Annotated in this window: 20 protein-coding genes, 1 pseudogene and 1 riboswitch; of the genes and pseudogenes, 2 read left to right on the plus strand and 19 right to left on the minus strand. The window is 42.6% G+C overall.

Going from position 1 to position 19,215, the window contains the following annotated elements:
• Positions 1-92: 92 nt before the first annotated feature.
• The 16 genes from GZH47_RS31520 to GZH47_RS31595 all read right to left on the minus strand — a co-directional run bounded on the left by GZH47_RS31520 (position 93) and on the right by GZH47_RS31595 (position 12,828).
• Positions 93-716 (minus strand): hypothetical protein, encoded by a 624-nt coding sequence (locus GZH47_RS31520; RefSeq protein WP_162645576.1) that lies wholly within the window; start codon positions 714-716, stop codon positions 93-95.
• Positions 713-1,174: a TadE/TadG family type IV pilus assembly protein gene (locus GZH47_RS31525; RefSeq protein WP_162645577.1), complete on the minus strand. Its 462-nt coding sequence runs from the start codon at positions 1,172-1,174 to the stop codon at positions 713-715. Before GZH47_RS31525 ends, GZH47_RS31520 begins: the two co-directional genes overlap by 4 nt.
• Positions 1,175-1,397: 223 nt before the next feature.
• Complete coding sequence (locus tag GZH47_RS31530; protein ID WP_162645578.1) at positions 1,398-1,586, minus strand: hypothetical protein; 189 nt, start codon at positions 1,584-1,586, stop codon at positions 1,398-1,400.
• A 14-nt stretch (positions 1,587-1,600) separates the two neighbouring features.
• On the minus strand, positions 1,601-1,759 hold the full coding sequence (locus tag GZH47_RS31535) for a hypothetical protein (RefSeq protein ID WP_162645579.1): 159 nt from the start codon (positions 1,757-1,759) through the stop codon (positions 1,601-1,603).
• A 13-nt stretch (positions 1,760-1,772) separates the two neighbouring features.
• Entirely contained in the window at positions 1,773-2,645 is an 873-nt protein-coding gene (locus tag GZH47_RS31540; RefSeq protein ID WP_162645580.1) for a hypothetical protein, read from the minus strand.
• Between the two features lie 16 nt (positions 2,646-2,661).
• Entirely contained in the window at positions 2,662-3,531 is an 870-nt protein-coding gene (locus GZH47_RS31545) for a type II secretion system F family protein (protein WP_162645581.1), read from the minus strand.
• A 56-nt stretch (positions 3,532-3,587) separates the two neighbouring features.
• Positions 3,588-4,988 (minus strand): ATPase, T2SS/T4P/T4SS family, encoded by a 1,401-nt coding sequence (locus tag GZH47_RS31550; protein ID WP_162645582.1) that lies wholly within the window; start codon positions 4,986-4,988, stop codon positions 3,588-3,590.
• Between the two features lie 14 nt (positions 4,989-5,002).
• Positions 5,003-6,244 carry a CpaE/TadZ family protein gene (locus GZH47_RS31555; protein WP_162645583.1) on the minus strand — a complete coding sequence of 414 codons (1,242 nt, stop codon included), beginning with the start codon at positions 6,242-6,244 and terminating at the stop codon, positions 5,003-5,005.
• On the minus strand, positions 6,241-7,191 hold the full coding sequence (locus GZH47_RS31560; RefSeq protein WP_162645584.1) for an SAF domain-containing protein: 951 nt from the start codon (positions 7,189-7,191) through the stop codon (positions 6,241-6,243). The genes GZH47_RS31555 and GZH47_RS31560 overlap by 4 nt, the downstream gene beginning before the upstream one ends.
• A 21-nt stretch (positions 7,192-7,212) precedes the next feature.
• Positions 7,213-8,808 (minus strand): CpaE/TadZ family protein, encoded by a 1,596-nt coding sequence (locus GZH47_RS31565; protein WP_162645585.1) that lies wholly within the window; start codon positions 8,806-8,808, stop codon positions 7,213-7,215.
• 40 nt (positions 8,809-8,848) lie between these two features.
• Positions 8,849-9,391, minus strand: a complete 543-nt coding sequence (locus GZH47_RS31570) for a hypothetical protein (protein ID WP_162645586.1) — start codon at positions 9,389-9,391, stop codon at positions 8,849-8,851.
• Positions 9,392-9,414: 23 nt separating this feature from the next.
• Positions 9,415-10,326: a replication-relaxation family protein gene (locus GZH47_RS31575; RefSeq protein WP_162645587.1), complete on the minus strand. Its 912-nt coding sequence runs from the start codon at positions 10,324-10,326 to the stop codon at positions 9,415-9,417.
• Between the two features lie 17 nt (positions 10,327-10,343).
• Entirely contained in the window at positions 10,344-11,192 is an 849-nt protein-coding gene (locus tag GZH47_RS31580) for a hypothetical protein (RefSeq protein WP_162645588.1), read from the minus strand.
• Positions 11,189-11,674 carry a hypothetical protein gene (locus GZH47_RS31585; RefSeq protein WP_162645589.1) on the minus strand — a complete coding sequence of 162 codons (486 nt, stop codon included), beginning with the start codon at positions 11,672-11,674 and terminating at the stop codon, positions 11,189-11,191. Before GZH47_RS31585 ends, GZH47_RS31580 begins: the two co-directional genes overlap by 4 nt.
• Before the next feature lie 172 nt (positions 11,675-11,846).
• Positions 11,847-12,422 (minus strand): hypothetical protein, encoded by a 576-nt coding sequence (locus GZH47_RS31590; RefSeq protein WP_162645590.1) that lies wholly within the window; start codon positions 12,420-12,422, stop codon positions 11,847-11,849.
• 166 nt (positions 12,423-12,588) lie between these two features.
• Positions 12,589-12,828 (minus strand): type II toxin-antitoxin system HicB family antitoxin, encoded by a 240-nt coding sequence (locus GZH47_RS31595; protein ID WP_162645591.1) that lies wholly within the window; start codon positions 12,826-12,828, stop codon positions 12,589-12,591.
• Between the two features lie 310 nt (positions 12,829-13,138).
• Positions 13,139-13,223, plus strand: a riboswitch (cyclic di-GMP riboswitch).
• A 34-nt stretch (positions 13,224-13,257) separates the two neighbouring features.
• Here GZH47_RS31595 and GZH47_RS31600 point away from each other — a divergent pair.
• Together GZH47_RS31600 and GZH47_RS31605 are read left to right on the plus strand one after the other, a co-directional pair.
• A complete protein-coding gene (locus GZH47_RS31600) occupies positions 13,258-13,914 on the plus strand; it encodes a LytTR family transcriptional regulator DNA-binding domain-containing protein (protein ID WP_162645592.1) in 657 nt (218 codons plus the stop codon).
• A gap of 860 nt (positions 13,915-14,774) precedes the next feature.
• Positions 14,775-15,092, plus strand: a complete 318-nt coding sequence (locus GZH47_RS31605; RefSeq protein ID WP_162645593.1) for a hypothetical protein — start codon at positions 14,775-14,777, stop codon at positions 15,090-15,092.
• Positions 15,093-15,178: 86 nt separating this feature from the next.
• Here the strand turns inward: GZH47_RS31605 and GZH47_RS31610 are convergent.
• The 3 genes and pseudogenes from GZH47_RS31610 to GZH47_RS31615 form a co-directional block, all read right to left on the minus strand.
• A pseudogene (locus GZH47_RS31610) lies at positions 15,179-16,054 on the minus strand (IS3 family transposase); the annotation flags it as partial.
• Positions 16,015-16,359 carry a transposase gene (locus tag GZH47_RS34740; RefSeq protein ID WP_404823835.1) on the minus strand — a complete coding sequence of 115 codons (345 nt, stop codon included), beginning with the start codon at positions 16,357-16,359 and terminating at the stop codon, positions 16,015-16,017. The gene GZH47_RS34740 and the pseudogene GZH47_RS31610, both read right to left, overlap by 40 nt.
• A 107-nt stretch (positions 16,360-16,466) precedes the next feature.
• The gene (locus tag GZH47_RS31615; RefSeq protein ID WP_225446635.1) at positions 16,467-18,824 is read right to left on the minus strand and encodes a type IV secretory system conjugative DNA transfer family protein; all 2,358 of its coding nucleotides are present in this window, start codon (positions 18,822-18,824) and stop codon (positions 16,467-16,469) included.
• Positions 18,825-19,215: the final 391 nt, after the last annotated feature.

Raw genomic sequence — 19,215 nt, forward strand, 5'->3', positions numbered from 1 at the left:
GATTCAATGATCATCTGTATATAATTATTGTATATTAATTAGTTAGTTATATTATATACCACAATGAGTATAACGCATAATTTTTTTCCACTTTACTTGGAGAAATATACCTCCTGCACCGCGGGAATAAGGAGAGTTTCATCGGAGACCGATCCGATGCCTTTATGGACAGTATCGATGATGGCGACAAGCGATGGTCCAATAACTGTCTGATCGACGGTACGCGTTATTTCAGTCGGGCTAGCTGCATTCAATGTCACTGAGCATGTGACGCGAGAAGTGGTCTTAATATAAGAGCACGTTGTCGGTCTTGAATTCAAATTCGTAATCGTTCCCGCTTCGTAGTCGACATATACGAGCTCGTCCACATTCACTGCGGTCCCTTCCCTGATCCTGCCACCCGCTAGAGCCTTGTTGCTGTTATCCAAATTCATGTTGAGGCGTAGGTATTTATAAAACATGTCTTGTGCCCGTTCACCTGGAGTAAAAGTGTCTAATTTGAAATAGCCCTGCGCGAGCTGTGTCTCATCGATGGATAAAGATCCAGCATGCACTGCAGCGTTCAAATCATTTTTAAGTTTGTTCTGTGTGTTGTAAAAAATAATATAGTCAAGGCAAAAAACCATTACGAGAATACAGAATAATAATGAGATGATCGAAAAGATCATCACATCGACGCCCCCGCGTTCGTTGCCTAGTATGGTCAATTTTTTCATTTCTCTTCACTTCTCCCGTATTCTTCAATATAGAAGTAACCGGGATCCTCTGTCGAATCGACTCCGAAAAAGATCATTATTTTCGCTAAATCTGTAGCGGGGTATTGAATGACTAACTTTACGGTAGGGTCTGCATCAAACTTCCCTACTTTCGTCAACGTACTGCCAGTAAAATACGGATAAGATATGCCGTTTTTAGTTACTGCAGGATAGCCCAGCTGCGCCATTTTATTCTTTATATCGTTTTGAATGGCAGGCGAGAGATACCCGGAGGTCTCGACCATTTGAAGTGCACGATCCTTAATGTCATCCAGTTTAGCTTGTCTCATGACGTAGAGGAAGGTTGTTGCGATCATCACTGTTACGCCGAAAAAGATCGGAAGTACGATTAAGAGAACGATGAGATTGGATATTCCTTTTTCATTTCTAATGGGCTTGAGTAAACGTCCTAGCAGCATGCGTCACACTTCTTTCCGGGATTTAATAAAGGGGAGGGCCAACGCCTCCCCCCTTCAAGCTCACGGACCGGGCTTATACCCATACGAACGAACATCTTTCTTGAGATTGTCGTATCCGTTCGAGACAGACTTGTTTAGCCCAGATGGGCTTAAAAATAGCCAGGTGCAAAGCCCTATAACGATAAGGGCAGTTATGATTTTTACTGCGTTATTGTCCATGTGGTTACGGTAACGTGTGGCCAACGCCTGGAGCAACAGAGCCGCTGTAATCGAACGTCGACACCTTCGTGTTTACTTTCGTAGCACCAGCATCTGCACCATCGCCAATGCCGCTCGGGTTATTGAATACCCAGAATAAGAGTGCTGCACCGATGATGATTCCGATAATTGTACCAATCGCTTTGTCTGACATTTGAAAATTCCTCCTTAAGGGTTGTTTGATGTAGCTTGAATTATTTTGTCTTTGACATTGGCCCCACCTTTGTTCAAACCATCACCTATGCCACTGGGATTGTTGAACAACCAAAAGGTAAGAGCGATTCCGATAATAATGCCGACGATCGTTCCAATTGCTTTATCGGACACTGGTCCCCCCCCTTCAAAATACCTGCCGGATGACTTCTTGAAAGCTTATATACCAGGGCAGCATGCACAGAATGCCCGCTACCGCAAAAGGTATCATGATTACAAAGGTAACGCGGAGAGGCGAAGCCTCGATCTTCTTTTTCACTTGGAAATCCCTCATCGTATCGATGTTTCTCACTTGAGCATCGAAGAGATTAAGTATTTTTTCTTGAGGGGCGTTCCAACTAGCAAGAAGTGTATTGGTCAGAGGTAAAACCTCGTTGATCCCGATCTGTTCTCCGAAATTGTTGATTGCTGCTCTCGGATTGTCCATCCAATCAATAAGCAAATCATCGACATAAGGTTTTAGTATCTTGCAAGTCCTCCCTGCTCGCCGGACGGCATAGTACAAGGGAATCTTGTCTGTAATACAGACAATTAACCGGTGCGAAAATTTCACGATCTCCTCGGCAATTACCTCCCGGCGCCTCCGCGCGATCATGCTAAGCATGAGCGGCGGTACAAAATAAGCGCCTAAGACAACTGCTATAAACGGTAAAAAAGGGAATGGAGCTGAATATCCATTCATGCTGTTTTTTACGGTATATAGGAATAAAAGAAGGATAGCGATAGCCACCGGTAAGACAAGCCGTAACATTTGATAATGAAAGACCTGCATGCCGAACGGATAACCTGCTGTCTTTAATTTTCTTGCGATCTTGTAATTCGACTTTCTGTTCTGCTCCTTGGCCACCGCTGAAGCGTACATGTCCTGAAGCAGCTGTTTTCGTTTTGTTTTTGTCGAAGGAACGCGAAGTCTTCGCTTGAACTTCACAGATAACGCCTGTGGAACGACGATTAAGGCAATGCCGATCGTAAAAGCGATAAGGATGATCCAACTTATCAAGGTGCTCTCCCCCTTCTTAGAGTTTCTTCCTCCCCATATGCATCGCACCCAAAAACGAAATGAACAGTACGATAACAGATAGAGTAACGATGTGCACACCGGATGCGGTTAAAAAGTAGTACCTGTAGTTTGCCGGATCCATCTTGATGTTGAAATAAACAACAAATACCGACAATGCGATCATGATGAAAGTTCCCCACTTGTACGTCGTAAGCAGCGTGATCCGTTTTTCTTCGTTGTACTCGGAGTTCTGCATTTCGCTTATCAGCTTAAACAAGGAGGCCGTAATGTTAACGCCAGTATCGATGTGCGTAATCAAGATGTCTGCAAAGTAATGAGCCCAGTCATTACCTACACGCTCTGCAAACTGGATTAAGGCTTTTTCCGGCTTTTCTCCTGTCTGTAAGTCCATGATTAGCCTGTTCCATTCGTTTGCGATTTCTGGCTCTATGGTTCTCGCTGACTTGTAAATGGCATTTTCAAGATTTTCCGCGTCCGTAAAGAATCCAATAAAGTTCTGTACGGTAGGAATCATGACCTTTGCCATCGCAAGGGTTTTTTTCTGATGTCTAGACCAGACCCATAGAAGCGGGATAGTACCGAACAATACGCCAATGATCAAATTATAGAGTGGAGCGGGCATGAGCTTATTTGAAACAATGAACAGCAGTAACAGGATGATCATGCATATAGAGAGCAGATACTTTGCTGGCGTCTTGATCTCTGCTATGCTCATGTACTCGTCCAGTTTTTTAATAACGGGATGATCGAAAATGGACTTAGTTGGTACATTCTCGAGCCGTCCATTATTTTTACGTTTGTCGTAGAAGCGATTCCGTCTTATGACCATGAACCCGACTAGGAGACGTCCGACAATCGGCTCCACAATCAAGATCATCCCAATTACGAAGGTGGCCAGAAATGCAATCTCTATGAGCTGCATTAGTAAACGTCCATCTCTTTGAATTCCTCGGGAATGGCGCCGTAGCTGATCATGTGTTCCATCAGCTCGTCGCTGATTTTATGCTCCGTTCGCTCCCAATCCTTTTTCTCCATGTTCCATAGAAAGATTGGCCGCATTTCATTTTCACCGCTTTCGGTCGGAACGATTTCGGTGATTTCGGTCATAACACGGATATTCTTGTAATCGTGCACTTTTACAAAGCGTTGGTAAACGACGATGTTGAATGCACGGCCAATTCTGTTTTTAAGTAGGTTGTCATCATGCGATCGGCCATCCTGCTTCACCATATCCATAATGTCGGTGATAATCATGCTGCGGTATTTAGAGTGAAGCGAGACCATTGTATCGTGCCCACGAAGTGCTGCTTGCACTGCCTGGGATGCCTCTGAACCGCGAATCTCGCCAATAATGATGCGATCCGGGCTCTCCCGGAGAAGCGGCTTAAAGGCGTCTTCCATCGATATTCCGAGTTCAGGAACTGCCTGAAAAGGAACGATGTTTCGACCAGGAAGGCGTTCATCGAGTCGCATTTCCATTTCCGTTTCGAGTGAAAGTACACGCTCGAGGACCGGGATTTCTTTCGCTAAAGCATACAAGGTTGTCGTTTTCCCAGTCTTAGTACCGCCGGCAACAATAATTGAGGCGTGATACTTTACAAGAAGACTGAGGAACTGGGCCATCGCCTTATTCAAAGTCCCGCGATCGACAAGCGTAGTGTGTAAGTCCGGATCTTTCAAAATAAAGTTACGGATAGCGATCGTCGGAAACGCCGAGTATGGAGCCTGCGTCATGGTAAGCCGCGCTTTGTTGTACATATAGGTATGACATATCGGATGCTGCTCGTTAATTCGAGCACGCCCATAAAGTGCAAGTCTTTCCTGAAGGCGAATTACCTGTTCGATTGTGTCAAAAACCCTTGGGAACTTTACCGATACTCCATCTTTCATGATATAAATTTCGGTGCCGTTCACCTGCACTTCTTCGATGTCTTTTCCTTTATATAGATCCTCCACGTACCCTGCACCAACGGTAAGGGCAAACACTGCTTCCCATAAACTCATTCGCTCCTGCAGCTCGCCAATAGATGCGTAAAGCATGTTGTCGTAAATGATCTGCTTAATGATCGCTTTTACTTTCTCTTGAGCTACCGGGTTACCTAAGCCGGCTTGATGAACCATTTCTTTATGCTCATCTTGCTCTTCAGCCGTACCATCCGTCTTTTTCAAGAAGTCCTGTACGATTTTCACGACTTCCTCGAGCGTACGATGCTGATAACCTCGGTTCGCGGTTGTTTTTTTCTTCTCTTGCTTTTCTTTCTGAAGTTGTTCTACGATGCTAAAATTATTTCGTTGTCTCCTGGCCGGTAGAATAGCGTCCAATTCTTTCCCCCCTATCAGATCAATCCAAAGAGTTTTCGCCTTCCTTTAAGAGCTGACTTACTGTCGGCCTGAAGCGGAACCATTTCGATTTTCGCGCTCTCTGTAATCATTGCAGTTAGTTGCAATATGTTGTCGCGGAAATCGGCGGATTCATCACCACTATTGAAGTAAAGAGGTTGTCCATAATTAATCGCTTTGATGCCGGCTCCTTTATCTACATTCCGGATCCGAGCAATAATCTTGGTGCCCATTGCTTTTTCAATGCCGTATCCGTCGAGTGCGCCTTTATTATCGCGGTTCATGACCAATTTGAAGTCTGATTCCTTCATGCCGTAATGCTGCCAAACGCTGTTGTACCAGTCATTCCATGAAGACTGATAACTCGTTACAATAGGCTGGACAACTACAAGGCGGGTATCAGCATCTTTTATGCATTTCAATGTTGCAGCTTGGTCAGGGAACGTATGGACATCGGCTATGATTAAATCGAACGATTTCCTCGCTACCGATAGAAAATGACCTATTTCTTCAATGGTAATTTTCTCTGCCCATTCTCGACGCTGAATGCCTGTTAAGATGTAGAGGTTTGCTACATCCTTCAGCTGCTCGCAAGCTTTCATGAGAGAACTCGATTCCAGTGTTCCCGAGTCACAATCCGCTTGAATCATCTGATAACCTTTATCCGACTGTACATTCAGGTGGTCACGAATTTCGGGACTTTTCAGATTGAAATCAACAAGTAACACCTTTTTCTCTGGCATCCGCTGCGCCGCACATACTGCCGTTGATATGGCAATTGTTGTCGCCCCGTCCTTTGGTGAGGCTGCCATGAATGTAACAAGCGTACCTCCACCCTCTGCCACTTCACTCGACTTAGGCTTAGCGGACAATCGAGAGCCAATCTCTTCTGCTAACTCGTCCAAGGTTAACCCATTTGGTATGAGTGAAATTCCCAAATCGAGACTGAGGCGTTGAATGATTTCTCGATACCATGAATCTGTGGTTTCAGATATTAAAATTACGATCTTCGTCATTTCAGCTACAGAAGTTTTGATATAGCTCATCCATTCCCATGGATATTTCGTATTGAAGATATCTTCGTGCACGAATATGAAGTCCAGATCCTTTCCCGACTTAATTAACGCCTTATTCAGTTCGGATTCATTAAAGGCATATGTTGCGTCGTCTTCCTTTGATACTCCTGTGCCGACTGCCTCAGCATGATTGGGTTTGGAAAATGCAAATAGAATTCTCATTTAGACACCCCTTCCTTACTTTCCGTTCCCGAATTCGTCTGGGCATTTGCCGGTACGTTTTTCTTGTCAGGCGTGATGGAAATGTTAGTATCAATTTTTGTAACTGGTACGGTTTGATCCTTAGCTTGCTGATCGCCTACTTTGCTCTCAACCTTTGTGACCGTACCAATGATATTCATTGAATTCGGCAAGCCAAGCCGTATCGTTCCATCTTTCGCTCCAGCTGCAAAGACTTCGTATTCTGCAGGTGACATGATGAACGTGATGTACGCCGGCTGCCCCGTAGCATTTTGACGGTATCGCTCTGCATTCTCCTCGTCTTTTTGGCTGCTTGAACCAAGAGATAATGGGCCGTTAGATGTTGCATCCGCGATTTCATTACCTTCTGCGTCTTTGACGTACGCCACAGTCAAGTTGGGTATTAACTGCTTGGTATATATTTTCTTGAACGTTACCATGGGATTCGCGGCAAGTAGCGCAGCTTGCTGCACTTCGCTTATCTCTTCCCCATTTCCATTCAGTACCTTGGGCTGGGTGTATTCCACCCAAGCTGCCACCTTATCGCCGCGTCGAACCATGTTATTGACTGCCCCTACAAAGTCGATCTTGAAACCGATATACTCCTCATCCCCCGTGGGGTATAGTGTATCGTCGCCCAATTTCCAAGAAAGAAACTCTTCAGTCTCGCCAATTGGAATCAGGGCACGCTTCCCAATAATTTGATTTTTATCTAGAAGCGCATTGTCCATATGCTGTACGGTAGGAATGGAGACCTTTTTAACCATGTTCGATGTAATAAGTTGGCCGGATTGAATCATCGTCACCGGTTTCCATATCTGCATAGTAGTAACGTCTGTTTGAACACTTTGCATATACTTACTGAATCCTATTGCGCATCCGGCTACAATAATTAAGCCAATGAGAGCGGACATCCACTTTCGATTCATAACTTACTCCTTTCGATCTGCTCAATATGTTCTGGTCTTCGATTCATCCTCAAGCGACTTCATTTGAGAGAACAAGCCTTTCATTTTTGCGACAATGCCGTACTGCTTTTTCATTAAGGCATACATTTCTTTTGCAATCACAGCTCGCGCCATAGGTCTGAACGGAACCGATAAAAGATTCTTCATTTTCGAATCATCCCATGGGAGGGTTCCTTCCCAAGCATGCTTAAGAACAGCGCCACCGAGATCTGGAATTTGTGTCAACGACGGAAGTGCAACCGCATCCTTCCACTCATTCTGCTTGATATAACTCCCCCACTTATTGCCGATGACTCTCATTTGCTTACCTGGAAACTCGTTCTTCAGTGAGTCTATTTGCTGCAAATGGTGATTCAATTGAATTGGATCCCCATCAGTAACTATCCATATCTCGTCCGACATGCTCAGAATTTTTTTACACTGTGATTCTTGGTAATGCGACGATATGTCACAAAGCGCTACAGGAAAACGCTTGGCAGCTAATAGAAGCTGCATGGTTTGATCGTCTGTCCAATTCTCCGTTGGATTAACATTTGCAGGGATCCAATTCACGCCGTGCGAAACCCATGATCTTTCATTCGTTATGTAGCCATTCTTTTGAATCTGCTCCGCCCAAGACTTCCAATCCTTTGGAGCATTTGTTTCACCGTGCATGAGCTCGTAATACGTTGAACCGATATTGGAAAGCACGGGCTCAAATACCGCCACCGGAACTTTATTTTCGCCAAGCATTCTTGCGAAATTGGCGGTGACGAATGTCGCGCCTGCGCGAGGATACAAGCTTACAACAGAGACCAGTATAGAGTTAAAATGTACTGGAACATGAACCGTTACAATCTTTTCCTCGATTACAATTCGTTCCTTAATCTTTTGAAGCTTTACCTTTTGCTCTTCCGCCGTCCTCCCCTTTTTGGGCTTTACGTCGGTACTTGGTTGCTCCATCTTTATAGAGGTCTCTACCTTTGTGACAACAAGCTCGTTCTCTCCTGGTACCAGATCATCATTCTTCGCTTGGATTTCCGGAATGTATTCCCGATTTTCATTCATATCCGGTTCTATTGGTGATTTATCATCAAACTTCTCTACGGTCTGCAGCACTTCGGCCTTGTCCGTTTTTTTGGTGTCGTTATTCTTATCCTCCATTGCCGGTTCAACTGGATGTGGTCTTTGGATCTTCGCTTGCCTAATCGTAGACTTACTGGAAAGTTTTCGCCCACGTAATCTCGCTTCAAGCAGACCGGCGTCTAAATCATCAAAGCTTACGCAGACATTTCCGTCCTCTTCAAGCTTTGTAGTAAATTCATCTTTAGCTCGAAAGTAGATAAGGAGAAAAACAGTTTCCGGTGACCCAGAGCGTACGGTTTGATATATTTTCAGGAACGATTCATCAGTTTTGATTACTGTCTCTGGAATGATAATGACGTCCGCGGCAGAATCGATAGAGCTCCATTGAGGAATGAAAAAGTCTAACGAATCAATACTGCGTATCAATCTTCCGTATTCGGCTAGCTCATCCTCGATCCATTCTGCAAAATCGCTATCGTCGTATACGAGAAATAGAAGTTGGTTCTGGTTCACATTATCACCTACCTAAAACGCTTATATAGTAACTAATAAACTAATATGATACTATTGGATTTCCATTTCCCGTTAATACCTTTGCTCCATCACTATCGGATTCTACGGGAAGGTTCACCAACAGTAGTAAATAGAATTTATTATCCTGTAAGATTAAATCAGCTAGTCCGCTGCCAAGGCGATCAAACGTGCCTTGGCGGTATTCCACTACGCGAAATGGAACCTCAATCCGCTCCTCGAATGTAGAAATAGATACATGGTTCATCCATTTAAATGTAAGGGACCTTGAATCATATACAACAGAGGTGTATTCACCGAACTTCATAACAGCATTGAAACCCGATTTATAAGCATCGACAACTTTTCCAACGGCGCGGACCACCATTTGAGAAGGCATCGAATAATTCTCGCGTAAGTCATAGTAACACTGCTTGAATAGCCTGATCTTACTTCGGTGCGTTTTTGTTCGGAATCCAATTTCACTAATATGATTACATGCCTGATTGAAGCGGGTCATGACCTCGATGAGCGTTTCATGTTGTGTGCCACTTGTTAAGAGTTCTAATTTCATCGTATGAATCACTCATCCGTCTCTCCTTTCTTTCTTCATCGCAGATCATAGTAAAGCTTTTCGCCATCATTGAAAACAAAGAATCCTTTTCTCAAATCTACGGCATCATCGAGTAAATCCTTGTCGGTTACAAACCAAATCCGGCTCTTCAGACCTTCTTGCTCAGCGATTTTACTTGCAAGAAGAGCTTTTTCATCAGAAGATACCAGAACAACTAGAGTGGTATCTTTCTCCTCGCTGCTGGAAAAGTACTCCTTGAAGAATCTTGCCTGGAAGCGTATGGTTTTTACCCATTTCTCATCTTCACGGTGACAAAGGAGATAAAACGGCATTTCCTTCCCTTTTGGATTCCGAAGCACGAATTGTGCCGTTGGTACCACATGCTCTTCCTTTCTTTTAATGGACGGGTGGAATTCAAAATGTACAAGGTCGAATGACTGCCGCAACTGAATGTAGAGTTCATTCGTAATGACGTACCTCATTCGATAAATCATCGTTGTTGCTTTTGGTGTTCGCGGATCGCGCTGCCCAACCATTATGCCGTATTTATATTTGAGAATGTCGGCACCGCTATCGCCTAGTTCATAAATGCTTGGTCTATTCTTTTCTGGCAACGAATAGCTGCTCCATTGGGTTCTTCTCAATAAACCGTACTTAATCAGTCGATTAATCCGATCCCGAACTGATTTATCACGATCGACGTCAGGGAAAAACAACCGTTCGATTTGTTTCAGTACAACCCAACGATGTACGAAGATAAATCGGACCAGATCAATATCACGATCCGTAATCCAGCTCTTGTTGATTTTTTCATCGATGTAATAAAAATCTTGTTTTGGTAGTTTACTCTGATCGGTAATATATGCGTAGGGGTCGTCCCATGCCGGCTGCTCGGGTACCGCAACATTTCTTTGCGGTTTGATTATTGGAGATACATTAATATCCATCGGCTATTTCCCTTCCGTTAGATTTCGTGCGGGAAATCTACGATTTTGGAACCAATTCTCCGCTTTTCAGCATTGATGTTTTTAATACGGACCGAGACCTTTTTCCCCAACAGGATTCCATCTTTGGGCATTTTGTTCTCAGCCGGGAACCATGCAAGCGACTCAATCCCAGGCGCAAGCTTGATGAAAATCCCGACGTTCTGGACAACGCTTGTAATTGTTCCAGTGTAGAAATTTTCCACTCCGAATTTATCATGTACTCTTTTCCAAGGGTCTTCAAGAAGTTCCTTTCTTGATACGCGAACTTGCTGTTTATCTCGATCAATGTATGTGATCTTGACAGTGAGTTCTGTCCCTAACGGCACGAGACCTTTTCCAGTAATAGTCCAATCGTGCTCATAGTCCTCGATCGGAAGCACACAGATAACACCTTTAATCCGGAGATAGATACGTTCTTCTTCAAATCCTGAAACTTCACCGGTAATAATATGGTTCATTTCAGCCGTAGCCCAGAACTCTTCTTGCAATTCGTCAACGGCTTGTACCCGTGAAAGAAGCACGATCCCCTTCTCTTCATCGAATACTTTTACCTTCGAAGCATCCTGCCCTAGTTTGGTGACATCAAGAACCATGAAGTCGATTTTATGGTCAAGAAAGCCCACAAGTGAGCTGTACTTTCTGCGGTCGAATTGATCCTCGTAGATTAATCCCTTAAGTCCATTATTCAATTCTACTAATGCGCATTGCATCTTCTTCCCAAATGGCGAGTGATTCTCGATTCCGGTTACTACGCCTTGATGAATCATTTTACGGCGGGCGGATGTTTTGTACTCTTGCATAGGACTCATTACCAATGGATCATTCATCCTAAATGCCTCCTCTTTTTCACATAAAGATGGTATAAATTACTATTTACTTTGCTTACTCCAATTACCACTAACTTATCAACTCGTTTATCTATGACCATAAGAGACCTGGCTTTGAAGTGTGCTTTAACAATGTGTTCTTCAATGCTGCTCTCCCAAGAAACTAAATAAATTCCGTTCTTATTGGCAGTCTGTCCGCTTAGATCCACATCCACCTTAATGCTATTGTTTGTGGATTCTTCGGTTTCACGCTTCGGTTCGAGATCGGACATCCAATATTGAACCGTTTTATTCATTCTGGACCAATCGTTAAGTACTCGCGGGCTCACCTTTCTCATATGGTTCACGATAGAGAAAAGTGGTACCTCTTTATAAATGATCAAGCAGTTATGATAAAACTTTTCTACGACTGCTGCATTGCAGTCGGGATGAGTAAGAACAAAATCAAGCTCTTCAATTATATTTGGAGGCTCATGTCCCATTTCATGCTCCTTTCCCCTTTGCCATCAGTAGTATATTGAATAATTAACTAATATATTTACTAATATACTACTATACTGGAATGGGATTGAGAAGGACTATTTTATGCGTGTCAGGTGCCCCGCAGCAGCAGCTGCTGCTGCTGGCTGCTGGTGCCCCATTCCGTTTTGAAGTTTAAATCCTTTCAGGTGGCAGCGCCGCCTGTTGATCAATGAGCAATACAAGATTGCCCAGACGGTCATAGCTGACCGAAATCTCGTACACCTGCTCCATACATACGATTATGGAGTCTTCATCATAAATAGTGCCGGCTTTCACTTGGTCGATAAAATGGCTTAGAATTTCTTTGCCATGTAGCAATCCACTGGAGACCTCTGCTTCAGGATGGTTATATAGCTCTGACAAGCCTTTTGAAATATATTTAGTCGGTTCGCCCGTTATGGGATTCGGGATCGAAATAACGCGAGGCTGATCGATTGGAATGTAGCGGATTTTCGCCAATCCATCCTCCCCTATCTCAAGGTTAAACAATTTCCCATCATAGTTCCAAGTCGAGCTAATGTTAAATTCAAGGCTGAAAATCCGATCCAGGATGTCGAGAATCAACTGTTCTCCATCTTCAATGAATCCCTCTGCAATTATGTCTGGGTATCCGTAATGATTGAGGCCGTTCGTCTTTACAAAAAGGATATTACCGTCAATATCTGTAGTTGTTACTGGGAGCAGCGAGGGATCAAAGAAATGTCTCATGTCGATTCTCTCCTTTCTGGAAACTTTATCCTGATTATACTCTCGACTCTCGAAAACACAAAATTTTTAATGAACTTTTTTTCACTTTTTTCTTCGTTATTCTTCAATAGGATTTTCTCAAAAAAATAGAGACGGCATTCTTTCACCATCTCTATTCTTCTTGCAGTTATTCGAAGTCAATCTCTAATCGCTCAATGATTGGCTCGTTTTCCTTACATGTTTTGCGCAACCGAGTCTGTTCCATTTTGGCCAGGTCAATTGCATTTTCTCTCGCTTCCTCAAGTGTATCACCGATTACACCAAGACGTAATTCCGGAATATAGACGGAATAATTGCTGTCATGTTGATTGCCCTCAAATAATAAAGTGATTGATACTTTGTTGGAATTTTCGGCTGCTGTTTGCATTTTGAATCGTCCTCTCCAGATTGTTATATAATTATGGTCCTTAATAACTATTGTAATTCCTTAAAATGAGCGTTTAATACTTCTGATCAGTTGATCCTTATGTACTATTTTTAGTACAGTGGAATTGTACTACGAACCATTTGTTCGGTCAACATGTTTCTTCCAATTCAGGGTTGTTTCGCCAACAGCAGACATAGTTCATAAATTTTCGACATATTATGACTTTCCGATGTCGAAAGTCCGGTGACTTTATTCCCATTAAATCACTGGATAATCTTGAAAATCATGCTATATTTTTTATAGAGGTTGTATGCAGATTGGGCAAACTACGCGAAAGCGCAGGACGCAAAACCACGGGTCTAACGAATAGTATCTATGATAGCCGGGTTGCCAACTCTCGCCTAAACCTAATTGAAGGGGAAAATCCCAATGAGTATAAACAAAATCGGGTCCCATTTGGAATCTCTCCGCATTGCATGCAATTTTAGTCTTAGAAAAGCTGGTGAAAAGAGTGGCTTAAGTCATGGGTATATTCGTGATGTGGAACTAGGTGAAAATAGAAGCACAGGACCTCAGATTATTCCTCGTCCAAAAACATTACGTAAATTTGCGGAAGCCTACGAAGCTGATTTCAACGAATTAATGAGGATTGCTGGACATGTCGATGATCCCCAGGATTCGTTATTAAAAACTCACCGCATTGTAGAAATCAGTTTAGATGATGTCCTATATGTGCAGGTTGATGAAAACAATCTGGTTCAAGTTCATCTTTCTGATCAAGTTTATTACCAAAGCATGCTCCTTCATGAGTACATGCAGTTTGAAGAACGCTTAGAAAATTCAGACTTTATTAGAGTTCACGTTGGCACATATGTAAACTTAAGAAAGATATTCTTCTATGACGAAAAAAAAGGCCGCATCTTTTTCGATAAAAGACAGGCCGGAAAGTTTATCGACGTCGCGTGGTTGCGGGCGAGGATTCTTAGAAGTTCTTTAGATAAAGCCGTTGTTCAAAATAATACGGATGGCATTGTGTATAAAATGGAGCCAAATTCATCACGATCCTTAATCGTTCGCGGCATATAAAATTAAGCTTATTGTATTTCAAGCCTGTAGGATTTTTCAAGTAGCATGAACATCTCAACAATGATTGCAGCTGTTATTAGGTAAAACGACAGATCCTTGGGCAATAATAACGAAACGTATCCGGAGGATGATAAGAAAATCAAAAACGAAACACAAAGTATTGTTAGGCTATGTCCATGATTGGCCATGATTCTAGGACTTGCTGAGAAAGTGAAATGAATTTTTTAGTGCAGCATTACAATCCCCAGCACCATTAATATTAGAGTTATTACAGAGTCTTCTGTTATTCTGCTTCCTGAATCTCCGTAATGAAAAGTAAGTCTTTGAACTAGAAAACCTAATCCACAAGTAACAGCTGATATCTGTACTGCGTCCCTTACTCTCCGTCTTGAGATGCAAATGACAACAAAAGAAGCTAAGCAATTTACGAAGGGGCCAAGCACTTTTACAGCGCAAACGTTTATATTTAAAGTTGATACAATCCCAAGAACCAGGCTCATAATCCAAATATGCTTGAAGTTGATTTTATAACCATATAGATTGTAGCCTATTGAAAATAAACTTCTCCACCCCAAGACACAGAGTGCTGCACATACGGGAAAGTCCATATTTTCACCACATTCATGCTGATCTTCCGACAACGGAGTTAGGTTGTTTGTTCAGTTCAATTATAGTGTATATATCGACTGTAGATATATATCTTTTACTGTTATTTATTTAATCTGATGATATTGTGTCTTCCCGAACGGGCAGGTATACTTGGAGGTTGGTACGGAAATCATTGTTGTATGTCAATTAATAATCCAATGTGTTACTATATTAATAAATTGAGTGACAATCGTAAAGGAGTGCTTAACGTCATGTCTATTGACTTTGAAATTGAAGGTACATTACAGCCTTATTTGGAAAAGATGATAAAAAATCTACCCAATGGACCTAAATTAGTAATGCAGGCTCTATCCAAAAAGGATTGGAATAAAGAGGATCTTTCCCTAAAAGCACGTGTTAGGCGTGGGGAGCTTAATTTTGCAGTATGTTGGCTTGAGGCACTAGGCTTCGCCGAATTCAATTCAGCAGGCCGGCAAAAGCTTTATAGTTTAACCCCCCTTGGGCACTCTGCCTTTGAAAAATTCAATGACTTATTTATGGATATAACTGAGGAAGAAGATAACGATTAACTTACACTATATTCTCTATATAATAATAAAGCCGATGTCCCTTTTACGGGTGGTCATACCCCCGTCAAGTAGACAAATGAAAAAAGCTAAGCAGCCAACGCGCATCGATACTCTATCGGTGCGCGTTGTTTTAATTTGGCTTGAAAGCGGTGGTAGTTGTAGTAATGAATGTACTCCTCCACCGCTTGCTGAATTTCTGCTCCTGAATTAAACTGTTTGAGGTACAGCTTCTCTATTTTGAGATGCGAAAAGAAGGATTCGATGCATGCGTTATCCAGGCAGGTTGCTTTGCGAGAGTAGCTGCCTTTAACGCCGAATGCCTCTAATCGTGTGTTGTACGCTTGAGACGTGTATTGGAAGCCTTGATCCGAATGGAGTACGGCTTCCGAGACGTCTCTTTTTCTTGTCCATTGCTCGACCGTGTCGAGCACGAGCTTCAAATCGTTGCGGTTGGATAACTGCCAGGCGACAATTTCATTGTTGAACAGATCCTGAATAACGGATAAGTAATGGAAGTTCATTCCGTCTGAAATATAAGTAATGTCGGTCACCATTTTTTGCTGCGGCGCTGTAGCATGGAATTGACGGCTTAAGCGATTGGGAAAGACAACCGAAGGCGTGTAATTGGACGTCTTCCGCTTCTTTCGAATGACCGATTGTATCACTAATTCCTTCATCAATCGCCATACTTTCTTGTGATTTACATTGTAGCCTGCCTCCCACAGAGCGTTCGTCATACGAGGGTATCCGAACTCCGGATGTGCAAAATGTATGGCCATCATGTGTTCCTTGATCTCAAGATCTCTGTCTTGCTTCGCCTCGCGCTGTGGCTGTGTGGCTCGCCATTTGTAATAACTGGACCGTGGTATACCGGCAATGGTTAACAAGCCTGTGATGCCGTGTAACGGGCGTAATTCCTCCATTATTTCGTAGTTCTCTCGTTGGCAAAGCGCTTCTCCTTTATTAGATTTGGATACCGCTTTTTTAAATAATTTACCTGCGCTTTCAAGTAGTCTCGTTCTTCCTCGACGCTGCCAAAGACGGTGCGAGGACGCCCCTTCAGTGGATTTTGTTCGTGGCCTTTCCGCTCATCAAACGCCTCTCCATTCTTCCATTTCTTCACCCAGACCTTCAATTGAGAACAATTGCGTATGCCTTCTTGTTCAGCAATTACCTTGTAACTTGCTGAGCCCCCAACGTACGCTCGGACCGCCTTTAGCTTGAATTCTTCAGTATATGACTGAAATGTTTGTCCCTTTTTTGCCATAAAAAATATCCCCTCCAAGTGGCACTCAACCCTCCATGATAAAATGAAGGTTTTTTTGAGTGTCTACTTGAAGGGGATAATACCAGGGAATCGGCTTTTTCTTCATTCTATCCTGAGTTTCTTGCAGCCTCAGCACGCTGGGCCAATTTTTCTTCTAAATCATTTAATGCCCGATTCTTTGTTGCCAATTGCGTCTCTGACTGATTCTTTGAATTGTCTTCTTTCTTCTTGTCCTTTACCTTCAAGACTGGTTCATCGTCAATGCTGTCCCACGCTGAGTTTCTAATCGTATTTTGGGTTGGTGCTTCAGTATACTGTCCCTCCTCTTCCCCACTACCCTTTTCTTTAGCAGCCTGCTTCCCCTTATCCTTTATGCGATCCAGTCGGTCTTTTTTCGACTCTTTGACAACATGATCAGCACTGACGATCTTCTCTGGAACAGAATCAGATTCCGTCTGTTTATCATCGTCATCAATCAGCAGCACATTCGCCTTTCCAATATCCTCTCCGGCGAATGATGTCTGCTGTTGCGTTTCTCCGAGTGGCTCAAATAGTTTTTTTGGTAGCGGATATATTAGTCCTATTACAGGTTCCATCCTGACGTTATTATGCACTCCTCTAAACAAGCATTCGCCTGGCTCACCTGTTTCGGGATTGTACCCTTTCAACCCCGTTATTTCGCTAGGCATTACACGATAGCGCTTTTCTTCTTTTAGTTGAGTCTTGAATCCAGTAGCAGACATTTCATCGGTTCCACTGCTTTGTCCGATCTGATACTCCTCACCAATCATGTCTGCATAGTATTCGGCATCTTCGTTATCAAGGCCGGCTAAAATGAATTTTTGAACGGCATTTTGTTTTACCATGCCGCCAAGTCTTTCGCTGACATCTGTTAACTGTACATTTCCTTGATGAATTACATTGACATATACTTCGAATTCACGGGCCATCTCAAGAAAAGTCGAGAATTCTTCATCCGCAAACATTTCAATTTCATCGACGGTCAGTTGATGAGGGCGAACTTTTTCATTTAGATTTCTTCTGAACGTACTTGCGCGCAAGAGATTCAAGAATAGTCTTCCTACAGTATACGTAAGGGTCTGCAACTTGCCGTATGCTCCATTAACCAGAATGACCTCACCGTTTCGCAGAGCATCATCAATATTGAAAGTAGATTTTCCGCAGAATATCTGCTGTACATATTTGCTTTCTGTCAACTCACTCAAGTAATCATACAGGCCAGAATAAGTCTGCATTGCATGTTCTTGCAGCTTCCCCCCACTTGCCATGTTCCTTGTATATTCAAGAAGTAATGGTACCTCTGCTTCACGCCCAATAAACTCAGACATGATTTCGGCCCGGTAGTCATCATTTATTGGCTGAATGAGCCGATTCAGTTCGTTATATGTGCAATCGTTCCCCATCACAATCTTGAGTGCTTTAATACCAACGCGCAATAATTGAGTAGATCTACTCTTAAAATATTGTTCCGCATCTGGTCCGAGATACCCATGAAAAGCAGACACATTCGCCTCGACCATAGGTTCAATATCTTCACCTTCCGGTACAAAAAATGGGTTCAAACAATCAGTGAATGGATATTCTGGATCTAGTCTTCGATAGGGCCTTCCGGTTCTATCCATAAAGTTCGCCATTCTTTTTATGAATGATCCCTTCGGTTCCAAAATTGTCGTACCCATAAAGTCATTAAGCACATCTTGCGTTACCAAGGTTGTTGCCAGAAGCGTTTTACCCGCTCCTGTTCCACCTATGGTCTGCTGATGTTGAGCCCGATCCCCTCGGTTCAACACGATAAGCTCACTTTGGCGGTATTTTGTCGGGACGGTATGGAACAGTTCAAGCTTGCATTCTTCAGAGTAATATCTCAGATGACTTAAGGATCCCTTCTTACTTAAATCAATTTTATCGAGCGAAGCAAAATCGTCACTTGTTACTCCATCCCTCTTTCTTATTGATAACTTGCCCGCAGTATTAATGTTAAGGGTAGATTCTTCAGCAGCTCTTGATAACCTGTTAAATACGGTTGAGCGAATAGTAATTTGCATGGTATAGAAAATAGTTAGTGCGATCGCACTCAAAAACAGGATGCTAGAGATGACAAGTCCTTTCCACCCAGGGACATAGCGCATAAGAATTTGCCCCGCTGCCAAGACACTCAGCGCATTCAAGAATGTTTGGATTACTGGTTTTGAATATGTGCTTTTGAATAGTAAGGGACTTGAATAGATTATATGACCCAAAAAGCATGAGATCAGCAAAGGGATTGCCCTGTAAAATACAGGATCCCCTACCCCATAGAATAAGTCTTGGTATTTACCCACTAACCATAAGAAGCACAAAATAAGGATAGTCAAAATACTGAATGCTTGCATGTTCCATATCGTGTTTCTATTTGCCGGATCCATCGCAAATCTTCTTACTTGAATAAAGATATTCTTGAACATGAATGCTATCATATGCCCTATTGCTGAAAAAATTCCCCCAATTACCATTCCAATGTAATTCAGTTGAGCCCGCCTCCGATATCACTATATTAGATTACTAATATATTAACTTATGAAGACCCTCTTTGTCATTGGAGCGACCGAAAATTACCTATTAATCACTCAAATCACCCACGTATATAGTACATATTGTCTACCATTTGTAACTTGTTTAACACTTAGTTTATACATGTTGTTTACTGAATGTTGTTTATATACTACATGTATTATTCATATTGTTAACACAAAGTTGTCTGTATTCTACTAATAGTAGATATATTGTATACACCATTTTATATATGTAATACAGGTTTTTCACTTGTTGTAGACTGTATGTTGCTTGTTAGGTACA

This window comes from Paenibacillus rhizovicinus, from assembly GCF_010365285.1.
GTDB lineage: Bacteria > Bacillota > Bacilli > Paenibacillales > Paenibacillaceae > Paenibacillus_Z > Paenibacillus_Z rhizovicinus.